Annotated in this window: 13 protein-coding genes and 1 pseudogene; 3 read left to right on the plus strand and 11 right to left on the minus strand. The window is 72.0% G+C overall.

Annotated elements, in window-relative coordinates; genetic code table 11:
- Nucleotides 1-2: 2 nt before the first annotated feature.
- From LG395_RS29580 to LG395_RS29600, 5 genes are all read right to left on the minus strand, one after another.
- On the minus strand, nt 3-1,043 hold the full coding sequence (locus LG395_RS29580; protein ID WP_171152535.1) for an agmatine deiminase family protein: 1,041 nt from the start codon (nt 1,041-1,043) through the stop codon (nt 3-5).
- A gap of 11 nt (nt 1,044-1,054) precedes the next feature.
- The gene (locus tag LG395_RS29585; protein WP_225811796.1) at nt 1,055-2,797 is read right to left on the minus strand and encodes an urease subunit alpha; all 1,743 of its coding nucleotides are present in this window, start codon (nt 2,795-2,797) and stop codon (nt 1,055-1,057) included.
- Nucleotides 2,794-3,501 (minus strand): urease subunit gamma, encoded by a 708-nt coding sequence (gene ureA / locus LG395_RS29590; RefSeq protein WP_225811797.1) that lies wholly within the window; start codon nt 3,499-3,501, stop codon nt 2,794-2,796. Before ureA ends, LG395_RS29585 begins: the two co-directional genes overlap by 4 nt.
- 229 nt (nt 3,502-3,730) lie before the next feature.
- A complete protein-coding gene (locus LG395_RS29595) occupies nt 3,731-4,819 on the minus strand; it encodes a branched-chain amino acid aminotransferase (RefSeq protein WP_171152540.1) in 1,089 nt (362 codons plus the stop codon).
- 242 nt (nt 4,820-5,061) lie between these two features.
- Nucleotides 5,062-6,105 (minus strand): 3-isopropylmalate dehydrogenase, encoded by a 1,044-nt coding sequence (locus tag LG395_RS29600; RefSeq protein ID WP_171152542.1) that lies wholly within the window; start codon nt 6,103-6,105, stop codon nt 5,062-5,064.
- Between the two features lie 74 nt (nt 6,106-6,179).
- Between LG395_RS29600 and LG395_RS29605 the strand changes: the two are divergent.
- Nucleotides 6,180-6,623 (plus strand): annotated as a pseudogene (locus LG395_RS29605) (phosphoesterase); the annotation flags it as partial.
- 49 nt (nt 6,624-6,672) lie between these two features.
- On the opposite strand, the gene LG395_RS41270 reads toward LG395_RS29605, so the two are convergent.
- The 4 genes from LG395_RS41270 to LG395_RS29620 all read right to left on the minus strand — a co-directional run bounded on the left by LG395_RS41270 (nt 6,673) and on the right by LG395_RS29620 (nt 10,339).
- Nucleotides 6,673-6,804, minus strand: coding sequence for a hypothetical protein (locus tag LG395_RS41270; RefSeq protein WP_263983168.1), 132 nt, complete (start codon nt 6,802-6,804; stop codon nt 6,673-6,675).
- Nucleotides 6,805-7,116: 312 nt separating this feature from the next.
- Nucleotides 7,117-7,638 (minus strand): GNAT family N-acetyltransferase, encoded by a 522-nt coding sequence (locus tag LG395_RS29610; RefSeq protein ID WP_225811798.1) that lies wholly within the window; start codon nt 7,636-7,638, stop codon nt 7,117-7,119.
- 103 nt (nt 7,639-7,741) lie between these two features.
- Nucleotides 7,742-9,373: an L-glutamate gamma-semialdehyde dehydrogenase gene (pruA, locus tag LG395_RS29615; RefSeq protein ID WP_225811799.1), complete on the minus strand. Its 1,632-nt coding sequence runs from the start codon at nt 9,371-9,373 to the stop codon at nt 7,742-7,744.
- A gap of 39 nt (nt 9,374-9,412) precedes the next feature.
- Nucleotides 9,413-10,339, minus strand: a complete 927-nt coding sequence (locus tag LG395_RS29620) for a proline dehydrogenase family protein (RefSeq protein ID WP_225811800.1) — start codon at nt 10,337-10,339, stop codon at nt 9,413-9,415.
- A 165-nt stretch (nt 10,340-10,504) separates the two neighbouring features.
- On the opposite strand from LG395_RS29620, the gene LG395_RS29625 reads away from it, so the two are divergent.
- Nucleotides 10,505-11,794, plus strand: coding sequence for a PucR family transcriptional regulator (locus LG395_RS29625; RefSeq protein ID WP_372463476.1), 1,290 nt, complete (start codon nt 10,505-10,507; stop codon nt 11,792-11,794).
- Between the two features lie 12 nt (nt 11,795-11,806).
- Here the strand turns inward: LG395_RS29625 and LG395_RS29630 are convergent, their stop codons facing one another.
- Complete coding sequence (locus LG395_RS29630) at nt 11,807-12,391, minus strand: TetR/AcrR family transcriptional regulator (RefSeq protein WP_171152549.1); 585 nt, start codon at nt 12,389-12,391, stop codon at nt 11,807-11,809.
- A gap of 97 nt (nt 12,392-12,488) precedes the next feature.
- Between LG395_RS29630 and LG395_RS29635 the strand changes: the two genes are divergently transcribed.
- Nucleotides 12,489-14,024, plus strand: a complete 1,536-nt coding sequence (locus tag LG395_RS29635; protein ID WP_171152550.1) for an MFS transporter — start codon at nt 12,489-12,491, stop codon at nt 14,022-14,024.
- 66 nt (nt 14,025-14,090) lie between these two features.
- Here LG395_RS29635 and serA read toward each other — a convergent pair whose 3' ends face one another.
- Nucleotides 14,091-15,680: a phosphoglycerate dehydrogenase gene (serA, locus tag LG395_RS29640; RefSeq protein ID WP_171152551.1), complete on the minus strand. Its 1,590-nt coding sequence runs from the start codon at nt 15,678-15,680 to the stop codon at nt 14,091-14,093.
- Nucleotides 15,681-15,885: the final 205 nt, after the last annotated feature.

The raw sequence follows: 15,885 nt of genomic DNA on the forward strand, positions 1-15,885 counted from the left end.
TGTCAGACCCTCGGCTGCTGTTGCGTGACGCAGTGGATACCGCCCCCGCCCGCGAAGATCGTACGCGCGTCCACCAGCGTCACCGTCCGCTCCGGGAACAGGCGCCGGAAGATCCCGGCGGCGATCTCGTCGCGCGGGTCGTCGAAGCCGCACAGCACCACACCGCCGTTGCAGAGGTAGTGGTTGATGTAGGAGTAGTCGGCCCAGTGCCCGTCCGCCTCCAGGACGGTGGGCGCGGGCACCTCCACGACCTCCAGGCGACGGCCCCGGGCGTCGGTCGCCGACCTCAGCAGGCCGATGACCTCCTTCGTCACCTCGTGGTCGGGGTGGGCCGGGTCCGGCTGGTGGTGGGCGACCACGACGCCCGGCCGGGCGAACGCGGCGACGATGTCGACGTGCCCGAGGGTGCCGAAGCCGTGGGGAGGGTAGTCGCCGGTCAGGCCGCGCGGCAGCCATATCGCCTTGCTGGTGCCGAGGTGGGCGTGGATCTCCGCCTCGACCTCCGCCCGGGTCCAGTGCGGGTTGCGCTCGGGGCCGAGCTGCACGGTCTCGGTGAGCAGTACGGTGCCCTCACCGTCGACGTGGATCGCGCCGCCTTCGTTGACCAGCTTCGAGGCGTACGTCTTCGCGCCCGCGAGGTCGCAGACGTACGCGCCGATCCGGGAGTCGTGCTCCCAGCGGGCCCATTCCTGGGCGCCCCAGCCGTTGAACGTCCAGTCCACGGCGGCCAGCCCGCCCCGGCCGTCGGTGAGGAAGGTGGGGCCGATGTCCCGCATCCAGGCGTCGTCCAGGTCCCGCTCGACGGTGTCGACGCCCGGCCCCAGCAGCGCCCGGGCGTCCTCCGACCGGCCGGGGCCGCACACGACCGTCACCGGCTCGAAGCGGCGCACGGCGCGGGCCACGGACGCCCAGGCGGTCCGTGCGGCGGCCAGGTCGTCCGGGTCGTCGAAGGTGGGGTTGGGGCTCGGCCAGGCCATCCAGGTGCGCTCGTGGGGGGCCCACTCGGCGGGCATGCGGAAGCCGTCGGCGGCGGGGGTGCTCATGGCGCGGGTCCTTAGAGGAAGTAGAGGCGGTTGAGGGAGACGGAGTCGGCCGGCTCCGAGCGGATCGGGTCGCCGTCGAGGGTGACCAGTCCGGTGCGCCCGTCGACGTCCACCGCTCCGGTACGGGAGTTCAGCCGCAGGTCGGCGGGTCCGATGCCGCGGGTGCCGCGCACGGCGACCCTTCTGCGCCGGGTCGGCATCCGGTCGTCGCCCTGGTCGACGGCGGCGCGGGCGACGAACGCCACGGAGAGGTCGGCGGCCGTGGCGCCGTACGCCCCGAACTGCGGGCCGAGGACGAGGGGTTCGCAGGTGTCGGTGGCCGCGTTGGGGTCGCCGACCACGCCGTACGCCGGGAAGCCGGCCTTGAGGACGAGCTGTGGTTTGGCCCCGAAGTACTCCGGGCGCCACAGCACGATGTCGGCGAGCTTGCCCACCTCGATCGAGCCGACCTCGTGCGCCAGTCCGTGCGCGATGGCCGGGTTGATGGTCAGCTTGGCCATGTAGCGCAGGACGCGCGCGTTGTCGTCGCCCTCGCCGTCGCCGGCCTCCCCGTCATGGGGAAGCAGGGGTCCCAGCTCGGCCTTCATCTTGCCGGCCATGGCGAAGGTGCGGCGGACCGTCTCACCGGCGCGGCCCATGCCCTGGGCGTCGGAGGAGGTGATGCCGATCGCGCCCAGGTCGTGCAGCACGTCCTCGGCACCCATGGTGCCGGCGCGGATACGGTCGCGGGCCATGGCGGCGTCGCCGGGCAGGTCGGGCTTCAGGTCGTGGACGGAGACGATCATGCCGTAGTGCTCGGCGACCGCGTCCCGGCCGAAGGGCAGGGTGGGGTTGGTGGAGGAGCCGATGACGTTGGGGACGCCGGCCATCTTCAGCACGTTGGGCACGTGTCCGCCGCCGCAGCCCTCGATGTGGAAGGCGTGGATCGTGCGGCCCTCCAGCACCCGCAGGGTGTCCTCGACCGACAGGCACTCGTTCAACCCGTCGCTGTGCAGGGCGACCTGGACGTCGTGCTCCTCGGCGACCCGGAGCGCGGTGTCCAGCGCGCGGGTGTGGGCGCCCATGTCCTCGTGCACCTTGAAGCCGCTCGCGCCGCCCTCGGCCAGGGCCTCCACGAGCGGCGCCGCGTGGGAGGACGAACCCCGGCCCAGGAAGCCGATGTTGACGGGCCAGGCGTCGAAGGCGTTGAAGGCGTGCCGCAGCGCCCAGGGCGAGTTGACGCCGACCCCCCACACCGGGCCGAACTCCTGCCCGATGATCGTGGTGACGCCGGAGGCGAGGGACGCCTCCATGATGCGCGGCGACAGCAGGTGCACATGGGTGTCGACGGCCCCGGCGGTGGCGATCAGCCCCTCGCCGGAGACGATCGAGGTGCCGGTGCCGACGACGACGTCCACACCGTCCAGGGTGTCCGGGTTGCCGGCCCGTCCGATGGCGCAGACGCGGCCCTCGCGGATGCCGATGGACACCTTCCTGATCCCCTGCACCGCGTCGATCACGACGACGTTGCTGATCACGACGTCGCAGGTGTCCCGGACGGCGGCGGCCTTCAGGTGCAGTCCGTCGCGGGCGGTCTTGCCGAAGCCGGCCAGGAACTCGTCGCCGTACTTCTGCGCGTCGGACTCGACGCGGACGGTGAGCCCGGAGTCGCCGAGGCGGATGCGGTCGCCGGCGCGGGGACCGTGGGTGGCGGCGTAGGCGTGCGGGTCGATGTGGACCGACCGGCTCACCTCGCGTCCCTTCGAACGGCTCATCGCTCCTCGCCTCCTTCCGGCGCCGCTCCCAGGTATCCGCAGGCGGCGGCCCTGCGCAGGGCTTCCTCCTTGGCGCCCGGCGCGTCCAGCGGCCCGTCGACCAGTCCGGCGAAACCGATGGCGACGCGCTCGCCGCCGATCGGCACGAGCCCGACCTCCTCGCTCTCCCCCGGCCCGAAGCGGACCGAGGATCCGGCGGGAACGGCGAGCCGCATGCCGTAGGCCCGCCCGCGGTCGAAGTCGAGGCGCGGGTTGGCCTCGAAGAAGTGGAAGTGGGAGGTGACGGAGACCGGCACGCTCGCGGTGTTGGTCACGCGCAGCCGGACGACGGGCCCGGGGTCGGCGTGCTGCGGGCCGGGGAGCAGGGCGCCCGGGGCGTCCGCGCCCAGCCCTGCCTCGGCCGCGCCGATGGGGTCGGAGACGACCGCGAGCCGGGAGCCGTCGTCGAAGACGGCCTCGACCATCACCTCGGCGACGACGTCGGCGACGCCGGGCAGGACGTCGTCCGGGCCGAGCACCGACCGGGCCGCCTCGACGGCCTCCGCGAGCCGCTTGCCGTCGCGGGCGGCCTCGCAGACGGTGTCCGCGATCAGCGCGGTGGCCTCGGGCACGTTCAGCCTGAGACCGCGCGCCCGGCGGGCCCGGGCCAGCTCGGCGGCCCCGAAGAGCAGCAGCCGGTCACGTTCCGTGGGGGTCAGTCGCACGGCGCGGCACCTCCTTGCCTTCCTGTTTAGAGCGACACTCTAAACAGGGAAACCAGCAAAGAGAAGCACTGACCGGACAGTGGACACACCTGGCTTGAGCATTGCTCTAGCAGGGCCGAGCGACAGAGCGCCCAACGAAAAGCGCCCCGGAGAGGTGCGGGGAACCGCGGGCCGGCCGTACCGGCCCGCGGACACCCGGCACCCCTTCGGGGCGCTGCGACCGCGTCCTTCAGCCGATGCGGTGCATCCAGCCGTGCTTGTCCTCGGCCGTGCCCCGCTGGAGGTCCAGGAGAGCCTGCCGCAGCCGCAGGGTGACCTCGCCCGGCTCCCCACCGCTCTGCTGCCACTCGGCACCGTTCCGCTTGGTGGTGCCGACCGGGGTGATCACGGCGGCGGTGCCGCAGGCGAAGACCTCGGTGAGAGTGCCGTTCTCGGAGTCGCGCTGCCACTGGTCCACGGAGACGCGCCCCTCCTCGGACTCGTAGCCGAGGTCACGGGCGACGGCCAGCAGGGAGTCACGGGTGACGCCCTCCAGGATGGAGCCGGTCAGGGTCGGCGTGATGATCTTGTTTCCGTACACGAAGTACAGGTTCATCCCGCCCAGCTCCTCGACCCACTTGTGCTCGACCGCGTCGAGGTAGCAGACCTGGTCGCAGCCCTTGGCGGCGGCCTCGGCCTGGGCGAGCAGGGACGCCGCGTAGTTGCCGCCGGTCTTGGCGTCGCCCATGCCGCCGGGGACGGCGCGGACGCGGTCCTCGGAGACCCAGATGGACACCGGCTTGACGCCGCCCGGGAAGTACGCGCCGGCCGGGGACGCGATGACGATGAAGAGGTACTCGTTGGCGGGCTTCACACCCAGCCCGACCTCGGTGCCGATCATGAACGGACGCAGGTACAGCGACTCCTCGCCGCCGTGGGCGGGCACCCAGTCGATGTCCTGCCGGACCAGGGCGTCGCAGGCCTCGACGAACGTCTCGACCGGCAGCTCCGGCATGGCGAGGCGGCGGGCGGAGCGCTGGAAGCGCCTGGCGTTCTGGTCCGGGCGGAAGAGGGCGACCGCGCCGTCGGGCTGGCGGTAGGCCTTCAGGCCCTCGAAGATCTCCTGGGCGTAGTGCAGGACATGGGTGGCCGGATCGAGGGGGATCGGCGCGTACGGAACGAGCTGGCCGTCGTGCCAGCCACGGCCCTCGGTCCACTTGATCGTCACCATGTGGTCGGTGAAGTGGCGGCCGAACCCCGGGCTGGCCAGGATCGCCTCGCGTTCCGCGGCGGCGAGCGGGCTGGCGGAGGGCTTGAGCTCGATCGTGGGCGTCGTCATGAGTGATGTGTCCTTCACCGGTTGTAGTGACGGGCCGCGCTCACGCCTGTGCTCCCGGTCGTCGGTGACAGGACGTCCGGGCGTTCCCTCATATCGCGGCTCCGCGTTCGATTATCGCGCGGACGGCGGTAGGGGACGGAATTAGGGTGAAGCGGTCCAAGGGTTGATGGTGGCACCCGGCGAGGCACAGGAAAAGCCGCCGGGTGCGGTCGCGACCCGGCGGCTCGGTGTAGCGCGGCGGGTCAGCCAGCTACGCGTACGGCGAGCGCGTCGCCGATCCCGGAGGTGCTCCGGGCGGGCTGCCCGGCGCGCTCGGTGAGGTCGGCGGCGACCGCCGCGTCGATCCGGTCGGCCTCGGAGTCGTAGCCGAGGTGGCGCAGCAGCAGGGCGACGGACAGGACGGTGGCGGTGGGGTCGGCCTTGCCCTGGCCTGCGATGTCCGGGGCCGAGCCGTGGACCGGCTCGAACATGGACGGGAACTCGCGGGTGGGGTTGATGTTGCCGGAGGCGGCCACGCCGATGCCGCCGGAGACCGCCGCCGCGAGGTCGGTGATGATGTCGCCGAAGAGGTTGTCGGTGACGATGACGTCGAACCGGCCCGGGTCGGTGACCAGGTAGATGGTCGCGGCGTCGACGTGGATGTAGTCCGTGGTGACCTCGGGGTACTCCTCGGCCACCTTGTTGAAGACGTTCGTCCACAGGTGCCCGGCGAAGGTCAGCACGTTGTTCTTGTGGACCAGCGTGAGCTTCTTGCGCGGGCGGGCCTGGGCGCGCGCGAAGGCGTCGCGGACGACCCGCTCGACACCGTAGGCCGTGTTGACGGACACCTCGGTGGCGACCTCGTGCGCGGTGCCCTTGCGGATGGTGCCGCCGTTGCCGGTGTACGGGCCCTCGGTGCCCTCGCGGACGACGACGAAGTCGATCTCCGGCTGGCCGGCGAGCGGGGTGGCGACACCGGGGAGCAGCTTCGACGGACGCAGGTTGACGTGGTGGTCGAAGGCGAACCGGAGCTTGAGCAGGAAGCCGCGCTCCAGGACGCCGGACGGCACCGACGGGTCGCCGATGGCGCCCAGCAGGATGGCGTCGTGCTGCTTGAGGGAGGCGAGGTCGGCGTCGGTGAGGGTCTCACCGGTGGCGTGGTAGCGCTTGGCGCCGAAGTCGTACTCCTTGGTCTCCAGCTTCACATCCTGCGGCAGGACGGCGGAGAGGACCTTGAGACCCTCGGCCACGACCTCCTGGCCGATGCCGTCACCGGGGATCACTGCGAGATTGATGCTGCGAGACATGCGGGCACCCTACTCCTCGTCCCAGGTGATGACACATGGCGTCCGCGATACGGACACCCGGACGTGTTGCCAGTGTCCCCGCCAACCTCGGGCACAGCCGGGGCCGGCAGACGGCCTGGCTGGACCGGACGCTGGGCCGGCTGCGCGCGGCCGACGGCATCGACTTCGTGGTCGTCTTCTTCCACCACTGCGCCTACTCCACCTCGCGGCACTCCTCGGACGGAGGCGTCCGGCGGGAGTGGCCGCCGCTGTTCGCGAAGCACCGGGTGGACCTGGTGATCAACGTGAAGGACAGCTACGAGGGACACGTCACCCGGCACCGGGCGGTCGACACCTTCGCGTGGACGAAGGGCGGGGACCGGGCGCCGGAGACGGTGGAGTGGTCGCGGGTGCGCTACACCGGCTTCTCACTGCTCTCGGTGGAGGTGCGGGCCGGCGCGGCACCACGGCTCGTGGTCTCGGCGCTGGGCCAGGACGGGCGGCGGATCGACCACTTCGAGGTGGGGCGCGGCGGGTGAGGGCCGCACCGCACCCCGGGGGAGTGCGGCTCCCGGCTGGTGGTCCGGCTCAGTGGCCGGTCTCGCCGCCGTTGTCCCGGCGGTCCAGGGCGCGCTGGAGGGCGGCGGCGGCGTTCTTGCGGTCGGACTCGCTCGTGCGGGACACGTGGCGGACTCGGCGGTGGGCGGTCGTCTCGGCCATGGCGGTCGACTCCTTCGGCATACGTGGAGCGCGGCAAGGGTGAGGGTTGCGAGACGCCGGAAGGGGCGGGGAGCACCGGCCGCAGGGATTGCCTGCACGAGGCCCGGCTCACGACCGCCATTCGCTGGATCGAGCGAGACGTTCGGCTCCTACAAAACTAAGGGAGCCACCCGTGTCTGTCTGCACAATTACTCGGACTTCCTACTATCTGAGACGGCGCGTCGGGTCACACGTCCCCGAACTGGGATTACGCCCGATGGTGGCCGCGCCACCAAGGAGGTGGAGCCGCAGAGCCATACGGCCGTACGACCGTCACAGGACGTCCCCGTCCCGCCAGTCGAAGACGAGTTCCCCTTCCGGGTCGAGCGCGCCCCGCACGTACACGCCGCCCTCCTCGTCGTGCAGCCGGACGATCCCGTCCGGAGAGAGGGCGTGCACCTGCCCGGCCCAGCGCCGCCAGCCCCGGGCGGCGTACAGCGCGGCGCCCTCGTCGCTCGCCGAGAGCGCGCCGAGGTCGTAGGCACGGTCGACCACCCGCTCCAGCCCGGCCATCACCCGCCCGCCGAGCCCGGTCCGCCGCACGTCGGCCCGCACGGCGACGGCCTCCACGTACCCCGCGCGCAGCCAGCGCCCCCGGTGCCGCACCCGTCGCATCACGACGGAACCGTGAGCGGCGAGCCCGGCCCCGTCCCGGACGAGCGCGTGCAGCCCGCCCAGCCCGTGCTCCCAGTCGGCGTCGGAGAGGTCCCCGTCGAAGGCGGCGTCCAACAGGGCGCGGACATCGCGGAGTTCGGCCGCGTCCAGGTCGGCGGTGTGGGCGAGGCGCAGGGTCATGGCGCCAGTATGACGCCCCGGAAGTTCCCCGGTGTGCGGCATGGGAACGGCCCGGGGAGCCCGCTCGTGTCGGGCTTCCCGGGCCGTGCTCGGGGGGGGCTGGTCAGCCCATGTGCGGGTAGGTGTAGTCGGTCGGCGCGACCAGGGTCTCCTTGATGGCGCGGGTCAGCGTCCAGCGCTGGAGGTTCTGCGGGGCGCCGGCCTTGTCGTTGGTGCCGGAGGCGCGGCCGCCGCCGAAGGGCTGCTGGCCGACGACGGCGCCGGTCGACTTGTCGTTGATGTAGAAGTTGCCCGCGGCGAAGCGGAGCTTCTCCATCGTGTACGCCGCCACAGCGCGGTCGCCCGCGATGACCGAGCCGGTGAGGGCGTAGTCCGACACCGACTCCATCTGGGTCAGCATCTCGTCGTACTTGTCGTCCTCGTAGACGTGCACCGCGAGGATCGGGCCGAAGTACTCGGTGGTGAACACCTCGTTCTCCGGGTCGGTGCACTCGATGACGGTCGGGCGGACGAAGTAGCCGACCGAGTCGTCGTAGCTGCCGCCCGCGACGATCGTGCAGGACGGGTCCGCCTTGGCGCGGTCGATCGCGGCCTTGTTCTTGACGAAGGCACGCTCGTCGATCACGGCGCCGATGAAGTTCGACAGGTCGGTGACGTCACCCATGGTCAGGTAGTCGACCTCGGCCGCGAACTCCTCCTTGAAGCCCGAGTTCCAGATGGACGCCGGGATGTAGGCGCGGGAGGTCGCGCTGCACTTCTGGCCCTGGTACTCGAAGGCGCCCCGGGTGAGGGCCGTCTTCAGCACCGCGCGGTCGGCCGACGGGTGCGCGACGAGGAAGTCCTTGCCGCCGGTCTCGCCGACCAGACGCGGGTAGGAGCGGTACTTCTCGATGTTGTTGCCGACCGTCTTCCACAGGTACTGGAAGGTCTTGGTGGAGCCGGTGAAGTGGATGCCCGCGAGGTCCCGGTGCTCCAGGGCGACCTTGGAGACCTCGATGCCGTCGCCGGTGACGAGGTTGATGACGCCCTTGGGCAGGCCCGCCTCCTCCAGCAGTCGCATGAGGAGCACGGCCGCGTGGGTCTGCGTCGGGGACGGCTTCCAGACCACCACGTTGCCCATCAGGGCGGGGGCGGTGGGCAGGTTGCCGGCGATCGCCGTGAAGTTGAACGGCGTGATCGCGTAGACGAAGCCCTCCAGCGGGCGGTGGTCCAGGCGGTTCCACACGCCCGGGGAGTTCGCCGGGGGCTGCTCGGCCAGGATCTGCCGGGCGTAGTGGACGTTGAAGCGCCAGAAGTCGACCAGCTCACAGGGGGTGTCGATCTCGGCCTGCTGGGCGGTCTTGGACTGGCCCAGCATCGTGGAGGCGGCAAGGGTCTCGCGCCAGGGGCCGGCCAGCAGCTCGGCCGCGCGCAGGATGATCGCGGCGCGGTCGTCGAAGGACATCGCACGCCAGGCCGGCGCGGCGGCCAGGGCCGCGTCGATGGCGTCCTTGGCGTCCTGCTGGGTGGCGTGGCGGCCGGTGCCGATGACGGCCTTGTGGTTGTGCGGCTGCACGACCTCGAACGGCTCGCCGCCGCCCAGCCGCTTCTCCCCGCCGATCGTCATCGGCAGCTCGATCGGGTTCTCGGCCAGCTCCTTGAGCTTGGCCTCCAGCCGGGCGCGCTCGGGCGAGCCGGGGGCGTAGCCGTGCACCGGCTCGTTGACGGGGGTGGGGACCTGGGTCACAGCGTCCATGGGATCCGTAACTCCTTGTACGTGAGCGGGTGTGCGGGCTCAGCCCTTGCTGACCATGCTGCGGAGGAAGAACCGGAGGTTGGCCGGCTTCTCCGCCAGGCGGCGCATGAAGTAGCCGTACCAGTCGGTGCCGTAGGCGGTGTAGACGCGCATGCGGTGGCCCTCGGCGGCCAGCCGCAGGTGCTCCTCGCCGCGGATGCCGTACAGCATCTGGAACTCGTACTCGTCGAGCTTGCGGCCGGCCTTGTGGGCCAGTTCCTGGGCGATGGCGATCAGCCTCGGGTCGTGGGACCCGACCATCGGGTAGCCCTCGCCCTCCATCAGCGTCCTCAGGATGCGCACGTAGGCCTTGTCGATCTCGTGCTTCTGCTGGTAGGCGACCTCGGCGGGCTCCTTGTAGGCGCCCTTGACCAGGCGGACGCGGCTGCCGCTCGCGGCGAGGCGGCGGGCGTCGGCCTCGGTGCGGAAGAGGTAGGCCTGGATGACGCAGCCGGTCTGCGGGAAGTCCTTCCGCAGGTCCTCGTGGATGGCGAACATCGAGTCGAGGGTGGTGTGGTCCTCGGCGTCGAGCGTCACGGTCGTGCCGATGGCGGCCGCGGCCTCGACGACCGGGCGGACGTTCGCGAGCGCCAGTTCGTGGCCGCCCTCGAGCGCCTGGCCGAACATGGACAGCTTGACGGACATCTCCACGCGCTCGCCCAGCCCCAGGTCGTTGAGGTGGTCGATCAGCGCCAGGTAGGCGTCCCGGGCGGCGGTGGCCTGCTCGGGGGTGGTGATGTCCTCGCCGACGACGTCCATCGTCAGCTCCAGGCCCTTGGCCGTGAGGTCCTTGATGATCGGGACGATGTCGGCCACGGTCTCGCCGGGGATGAAGCGGTCGACGACCTGCTTGGTCACCGGGGCCGCCGAGATCAGGCGTCGCATCCGGTCGCTGCGCGACGCGGCGAGAATCACGGGACCCAGCACGGGGCACCTCCACAGACAAGCACCAAATACGGCCGTCACCCGACGATTCGGGTACGGCACGGAGAACCACCGTGAAACCTATGGATCCCTCCGATCGTCGGCCATCGACAGCTGTCACGCATCCGTGCCCGGGATCTCAGACAGATGTATGAAGGTGTCCGGCAAATGGGGGAGAATGCCCGGGTGGCGGCTGAATTCAAGGCGGACTACCAGGAGCTGGTGGACGAGCTCTCCGAGTTGCTGGGGGTGCCGGCGACCCTGGAGAACCGCGACTTCGAGCTGATCGCCTTCGGTGCCTACGACAGCGAGGACGAGCTGGACCCGACCGCGCTGGACCCGGTGCGCACCCGCTCGATCCTGACCCGGCGCTCCACGGCGGCGGTCCGCGCCTGGTTCGAGGGCTTCGGCATCACGCGCGCGACCGGGCCGGTGCGTATCCCGCCGAGCCCGGAGGCCGGTGTCTACCGCGGCCGGATCTGCCTGCCGGTGCGCCACCGGGGCGTCGTCCTCGGCTACGTCTGGCTGCTGGACAGCGATCCCGGGCCGACCGACGCCCAGCTCGCCGCCGCCCTGCGGGTCGCGGGCCGGATCGGCGCGCTGCTCGCGGACGAGGCGGAGGCCGGGGCGGGGCTGAGCCGGGAGCTGCGGGCCGTGCTCACCGCGGAACGCGGCTGGCAGCGGGACATGGCGGTGGCGGAGCTGCGCACCGCGCTGGGGCCCCGCGCGGACGGCCCGCACACCCTGGTCTGCGTGGCGCCGTGGCCGTCGGCCGACCCGGACGACGCCCCCGCCGCCCGGACGATCCCGCACGCCACGGCGCTGTGCACACTGCCGTGGGGCGCCTCGGGGCAGAGCCTCGCGCTGCTGGTGCGCCTGCGGACCACGGAGTCCAGCGCACCCGCGCTGGCGGCGGCCGCGCGGCTGCTGAAGGAGGCCGACGGGGCCCGCGGGGCGCCGGGCGGCGCGGCGCGCGGGGCGGGCGCCCGCGTGGCGGCGGCGGTCGCGGCGGGGTTCGCCGCCGGGGCCCGGGCCGCCCAGGCCACCGGCTGCGCGGCCGGGGTCGGCGAGCCGCGTACCGGCCTCACCGAGCTGGGCACCATCTGGCAGGAGGCGTCGGCCGCCGCGCGGGCCGCGCTGGCCGAACCGCGGTTCGGTCCGGTCGCCGAGTGGGCGCGGATCGGGGCGTACCGGCTGCTGACCGCGCTGCCGCCGGAGGCCGCGCACGACCGGGTGGTCGGCCCCCTCCTCTCCCCCGCCCACCGGGAGCTGGCCCGCACGGCCGAGGTCTACCTCGACTGCGCCGGGCAGGCCGGCCGCACGGCCGCCGAGCTGGGCATCCACCGTCAGACCCTCTACTACCGCCTGTCCCGCGTGGAGCAGCTCACCGGGCTGGACCTGGACGACGGGGAGGACCGGCTGCTGCTGCACATGGCGCTGAAGCGGGCGCGGCTGTGACGCCTGGCGCGGTCAGCTCCGCGCGGCCTGCCGGATCACCCGCCGCAGCCCCTCGGTGAGCTGCTCGGCGGTGGTCGCCGTACCAGGGTCGAAGAGCCACTGGACCATGAGGCCGTTGAGGAGGGTCTGGTAGAGGCGCCCCTCGGTGTCGATCGTCTCCTCGTCCAGGGCCGGCTCGGGGACGCCGTTGAACAGCGGGACGAGTCCCGCGCGGCCTTCCTTCTGGGCCTCGGCCAGCAGCTTGCGCACCTCTTCTAGCCGGTCGTCCTGGAACATCAGCTCGAAGCTGAGCAGCCAGATCGCCCGCGACTCGGGCACGGTCCGGATGATCCCGGCCCACACCTCCCGGAAGCGCTCCAGCGAGCCCGGGGGCTGGGTCATCTCGCCGTCCAGGCCGGGGTCGAAGCGTTCGCCGACGCCCTCGATCAGCGAGACGTACGCCTGCACCAGCAGCGCGTCCTTCGAGCCGTAGTGGTAGCCGATGGACGCCAGGTTGGTGCCGGACTCCTTGACGATGTCGCGCGCGGTGGTGCGCAGGAAGCCCTTGTCCAGCAGGCAGCGCTTGGCGCCTTCGAGCAGATCCTCACGGTGTCCCATGGGCCCACCCTACCCCGCGATCCATACAACCGTCCTAGACAGATGACTTATACAGTCGTTCTAGACAAGCGTTTAAGACGCTCGTACAGTCCTCGGCATGACGACGAACCCGACGAGCACCACCGACCCCGCCGGCGCCGGAAGCGCACCCGCCCGCGCCGGACGCCGCGAGTGGACCGCGCTCGGCGTGCTGATGCTGCCGCTGCTCCTGGTCTCGATGGACGTCTCGGTCCTCTACTTCGCGACCCCCGCGATCAGCGCCGACCTGCGCCCGAGCGGCACCCAGCAGCTGTGGATCTTCGACGTCTACGGCTTCGTCCTGGCCGGCCTGCTGCTGACGATGGGCTCGCTCGGCGACCGCGTCGGCCGCCGCAGGCTCCTGCTCGCGGGCGCCGCGGCCTTCGGCGCCGCCTCGCTCCTCGCCGCCTACGCGAACAGCGCCGAGACCCTGATCGCGGCCCGCGCGGTCCTCGGCATCGGCGGCGCCACCCTGATGCCCTCCACGATGGGCCTGCTGCGCACGATGTTCACCGATCCCGCCCAGCGGGCCAAGGCGATCGGCATGTGGTCCGGCGTGATGACCGGCGGCATCGCCCTGGGCTCGGTGATGAGCGGCATCCTGGTCGAGCACTTCTGGTGGGGCTCGGTCTTCCTGGTCAACCTGCCCGCGATGGCGCTGCTGCTCCTCCTCGGCCCGGTGCTGCTGCCCGAGTCGAAGGACCCCGCGCCCGGCCGCTTCGACTGGCCGAGCGTCCCGCTGTCGCTGGCCGCCGTGCTCCCGGTTGTCTACGGCCTGAAGGAGATCCCCTCCGAGGGATGGAACCCGGGGTACGTCGTCTCGATCACCGTCGGCCTGCTCTTCGCGGCCCTGTTCGTCCGGCGCCAGCGCACCGGCACCTCACCGCTGATCCCGCCGGCCCTGCTGCGGGGCCGCGGCTTCACCCCGTCGCTGGTCCTGACCCTCGTCTGCGCGTTCGGGATGATGGGCTCGGCCATCTTCACCACGCAGTACCTCCAGTCCGTCCTCGGCAAGAGCCCGCTCCAGGCGGCCCTGTGGAGCCTGCTGCCGTCGGTCCTCATCGGGGTCGCCGGACCGGTCAGCGCCCAGCTCGTCCAGCGGGGTGTCCCCCGCGGACACGTCGTCGCCTGCGGCTTCGCGGTCAGCGCGGCCGGGTACGCCCTGCTCGCCCTCGCCGGCACCGACTCCCTGTGGCTGGTGCTGGCCGCCGCCGGCGTCCTCGCCTGCGGGGCGGTCATGGTGCTGTCCCAGCTGACCGACCTGGCGATGAGCGCGGCGCCGGCGAAACGGGCGGGCACCGCCTCCTCGCTGCTGGAGACCGGCACCGAGTTCGGCGGCGCCCTCGGCATGGCGGTCCTGGGCTCCATCGGCACGGCGGTCTACCGCCACGCGATGCCGGCCACCGCCCCGGCCGAGGCCCGCGAGACCCTGGGCGGTGCGCTGGCCGGCGCGGCACGGCTGCCGGGCCGGAGCGGACAGGCCCTGCTCGCGACGGCACGCGAGGCGTTCACCAGCGGCATGCGGGGCGCCGCGCTGGCCGGGGCGGTGATCCTGGTGCTCGCGGCGGTCGGGGCGGCGGTCACGCTGCGCCGGACCGGGGCCGATCGGAAGTAGCCGACGCGAGAACGCCGGACGGGCCGAGGAACCCCTCAGCCCGTCCGGCGTTCCGGCACAGGTGGATCAGACCAGGTTGACCGACCGGGCCGACGTGGCGCCGATCTCGGAGGCGACATCGGCCAGGACGGCGGCGCCCACCGTGTCGTCGACGGTCAGCACGGCCAGCGCCTCCCCGCCCACGGCCGCGCGGGCGACCTGCATGCCGGCGATGTTGATGCCCGCCTCGCCGAGGATGCGGCCGACGGTGCCGACGACACCCGGGCGGTCCTCGTAGCGCAGCACCACCATGTGGTCGGCGAGCGCGAGGTCGACGTCGTACTCCCCGACCGCGACGACCTTCTGGACGTGCTTCGGGCCGGACAGCGTGCCGGAGACCGACACCTCCTCGCCGGTGCCCAGCGTGCCGCGCACGGTCACCACGTTGCGGTGGTCGCCCGACTCCGAGCTGGTGGTCAGGCGGACCTCCACCCCGCGCTCCTGCGCGAACAGCGGGGCGTTGACGTAGGAGACGGTCTCGTCGACGACGTCCTCGAAAACGCCCTTGAGCGCGGACAGCTCCAGCACCTTCACGTCGTGCTGGGTGATCTCGCCGTACACCTCGACGTCGAGGCGGACCGCGACCTCACCGGCGAGCGCGGTGAAGATGCGGCCGAGGCGCTCGGCGAGCGGCAGGCCCGGCTTGACGTCCTCGGCGATGACACCGCCCTGGACGTTGACGGCGTCCGGCACCAGCTCGCCGGCGAGGGCCAGGCGGACGGACCTGGCGACGGCGATACCGGCCTTCTCCTGCGCCTCGTCCGTCGACGCGCCCAGGTGCGGGGTGGAGACGACCTGGTCCAGCTCGAAGAGCGGGGAGTCGGTGCAGGGCTCCTTGGCGTACACGTCGAGGCCGGCGCCGGCGACCCGGCCCTCCTTCAGCGCCGCGTACAGCGCCGCCTCGTCCACGATGCCGCCGCGCGCGGCGTTGACGATGCGCACGCTGGGCTTGACCTTGCGCAGCGCCTCGTCGCCGATGAGGCCCAGCGTCTCGGGGGTCTTGGGCAGGTGGACGGTGATGAAGTCGGAGACCTCCAGCAGCTCGTCCAGGGAGAGCACCTTGACGCCCATCTGCGCGGCTCGCGCGGGCTGCACGTAGGGGTCGTAGGCGACGACCTTCATGCCGAAGGCGGACATGCGCTGCGCGACGAGGGCACCGATGCGGCCCAGGCCCACGACGCCCAGCGTCTTCTCGGCCAGCTCGACGCCCGTGTACTTGCTCCGCTTCCACTCGCCGTTCTTCAGCGCGGCGTTGGCCTGCGGGATGTTGCGGGCGGTGGAGAGGATGAGACCACAGGCCAGCTCGGCGGCGGTCACGATGTTGGAGGTCGGGGCGTTGACGACCATCACGCCGGCCTTGGTGGCGGCGGAGACGTCGACGTTGTCCAGGCCGACGCCGGCCCGGGCGACGACCTTGAGCTTCTTCGCGGCGGCGATGGCCTCGGCGTCGACCTTGGTGGCCGAGCGGATCAGGATCGCGTCCACGTCGGCGATGGCCGGCAGCAGCTCGGAGCGGTCCGCTCCGTTGCAGTGCCGGATCTCGAAGTCCGGACCGAGTGCGTCGACGGTGGCAGGCGACAGCTCTTCAGCGATGAGTACGACGGGTTTCGAGCTCACGTGAGTCCTCACATGTGCGATGCGGACGGCCGTCCCGACGGCCGCAGGCGGAGGAGGGGCTAGCCGCGGAAGACGCACGACGCTGTGGGCCTGACGCGTGTTGTGCAGAAGCATAGTGGCGCGGCGGGCGTCGCATTGCGCCTCTGCGGAAGGATCACCCGTCCGGGGCTGGACGGGTTGGACAACAGGGGCCGGGGCAGTCCGC

The organism is Streptomyces spinosus (assembly GCF_020400655.1).
Lineage (GTDB): Bacteria > Actinomycetota > Actinomycetes > Streptomycetales > Streptomycetaceae > Streptomyces > Streptomyces argyrophylli.

Bases quoted from the DNA above. Each gene is read 5' to 3' on its own strand.
- LG395_RS29630 (WP_171152549.1), bottom strand. From the start codon at position 12,391: ATGGGACACCGTGAGGATCTGCTCGAAGGCGCCAAGCGCTGCCTGCTG.
- LG395_RS29595 (WP_171152540.1), bottom strand. From the start codon at position 4,819: ATGACGACGCCCACGATCGAGCTCAAGCCCTCCGCCAGCCCGCTCGCC.
- LG395_RS29580 (WP_171152535.1), bottom strand. From the start codon at position 1,043: ATGAGCACCCCCGCCGCCGACGGCTTCCGCATGCCCGCCGAGTGGGCC.
- LG395_RS29635 (WP_171152550.1), top strand. From the start codon at position 12,489: ATGACGACGAACCCGACGAGCACCACCGACCCCGCCGGCGCCGGAAGC.
- LG395_RS29585 (WP_225811796.1), bottom strand. From the start codon at position 2,797: ATGAGCCGTTCGAAGGGACGCGAGGTGAGCCGGTCGGTCCACATCGAC.
- pruA (WP_225811799.1), bottom strand. From the start codon at position 9,373: ATGGACGCTGTGACCCAGGTCCCCACCCCCGTCAACGAGCCGGTGCAC.
- LG395_RS41270 (WP_263983168.1), bottom strand. From the start codon at position 6,804: ATGGCCGAGACGACCGCCCACCGCCGAGTCCGCCACGTGTCCCGCACG.
- LG395_RS29625 (WP_372463476.1), top strand. From the start codon at position 10,505: ATGGGGGAGAATGCCCGGGTGGCGGCTGAATTCAAGGCGGACTACCAG.
- LG395_RS29600 (WP_171152542.1), bottom strand. From the start codon at position 6,105: ATGTCTCGCAGCATCAATCTCGCAGTGATCCCCGGTGACGGCATCGGC.
- LG395_RS29610 (WP_225811798.1), bottom strand. From the start codon at position 7,638: ATGACCCTGCGCCTCGCCCACACCGCCGACCTGGACGCGGCCGAACTC.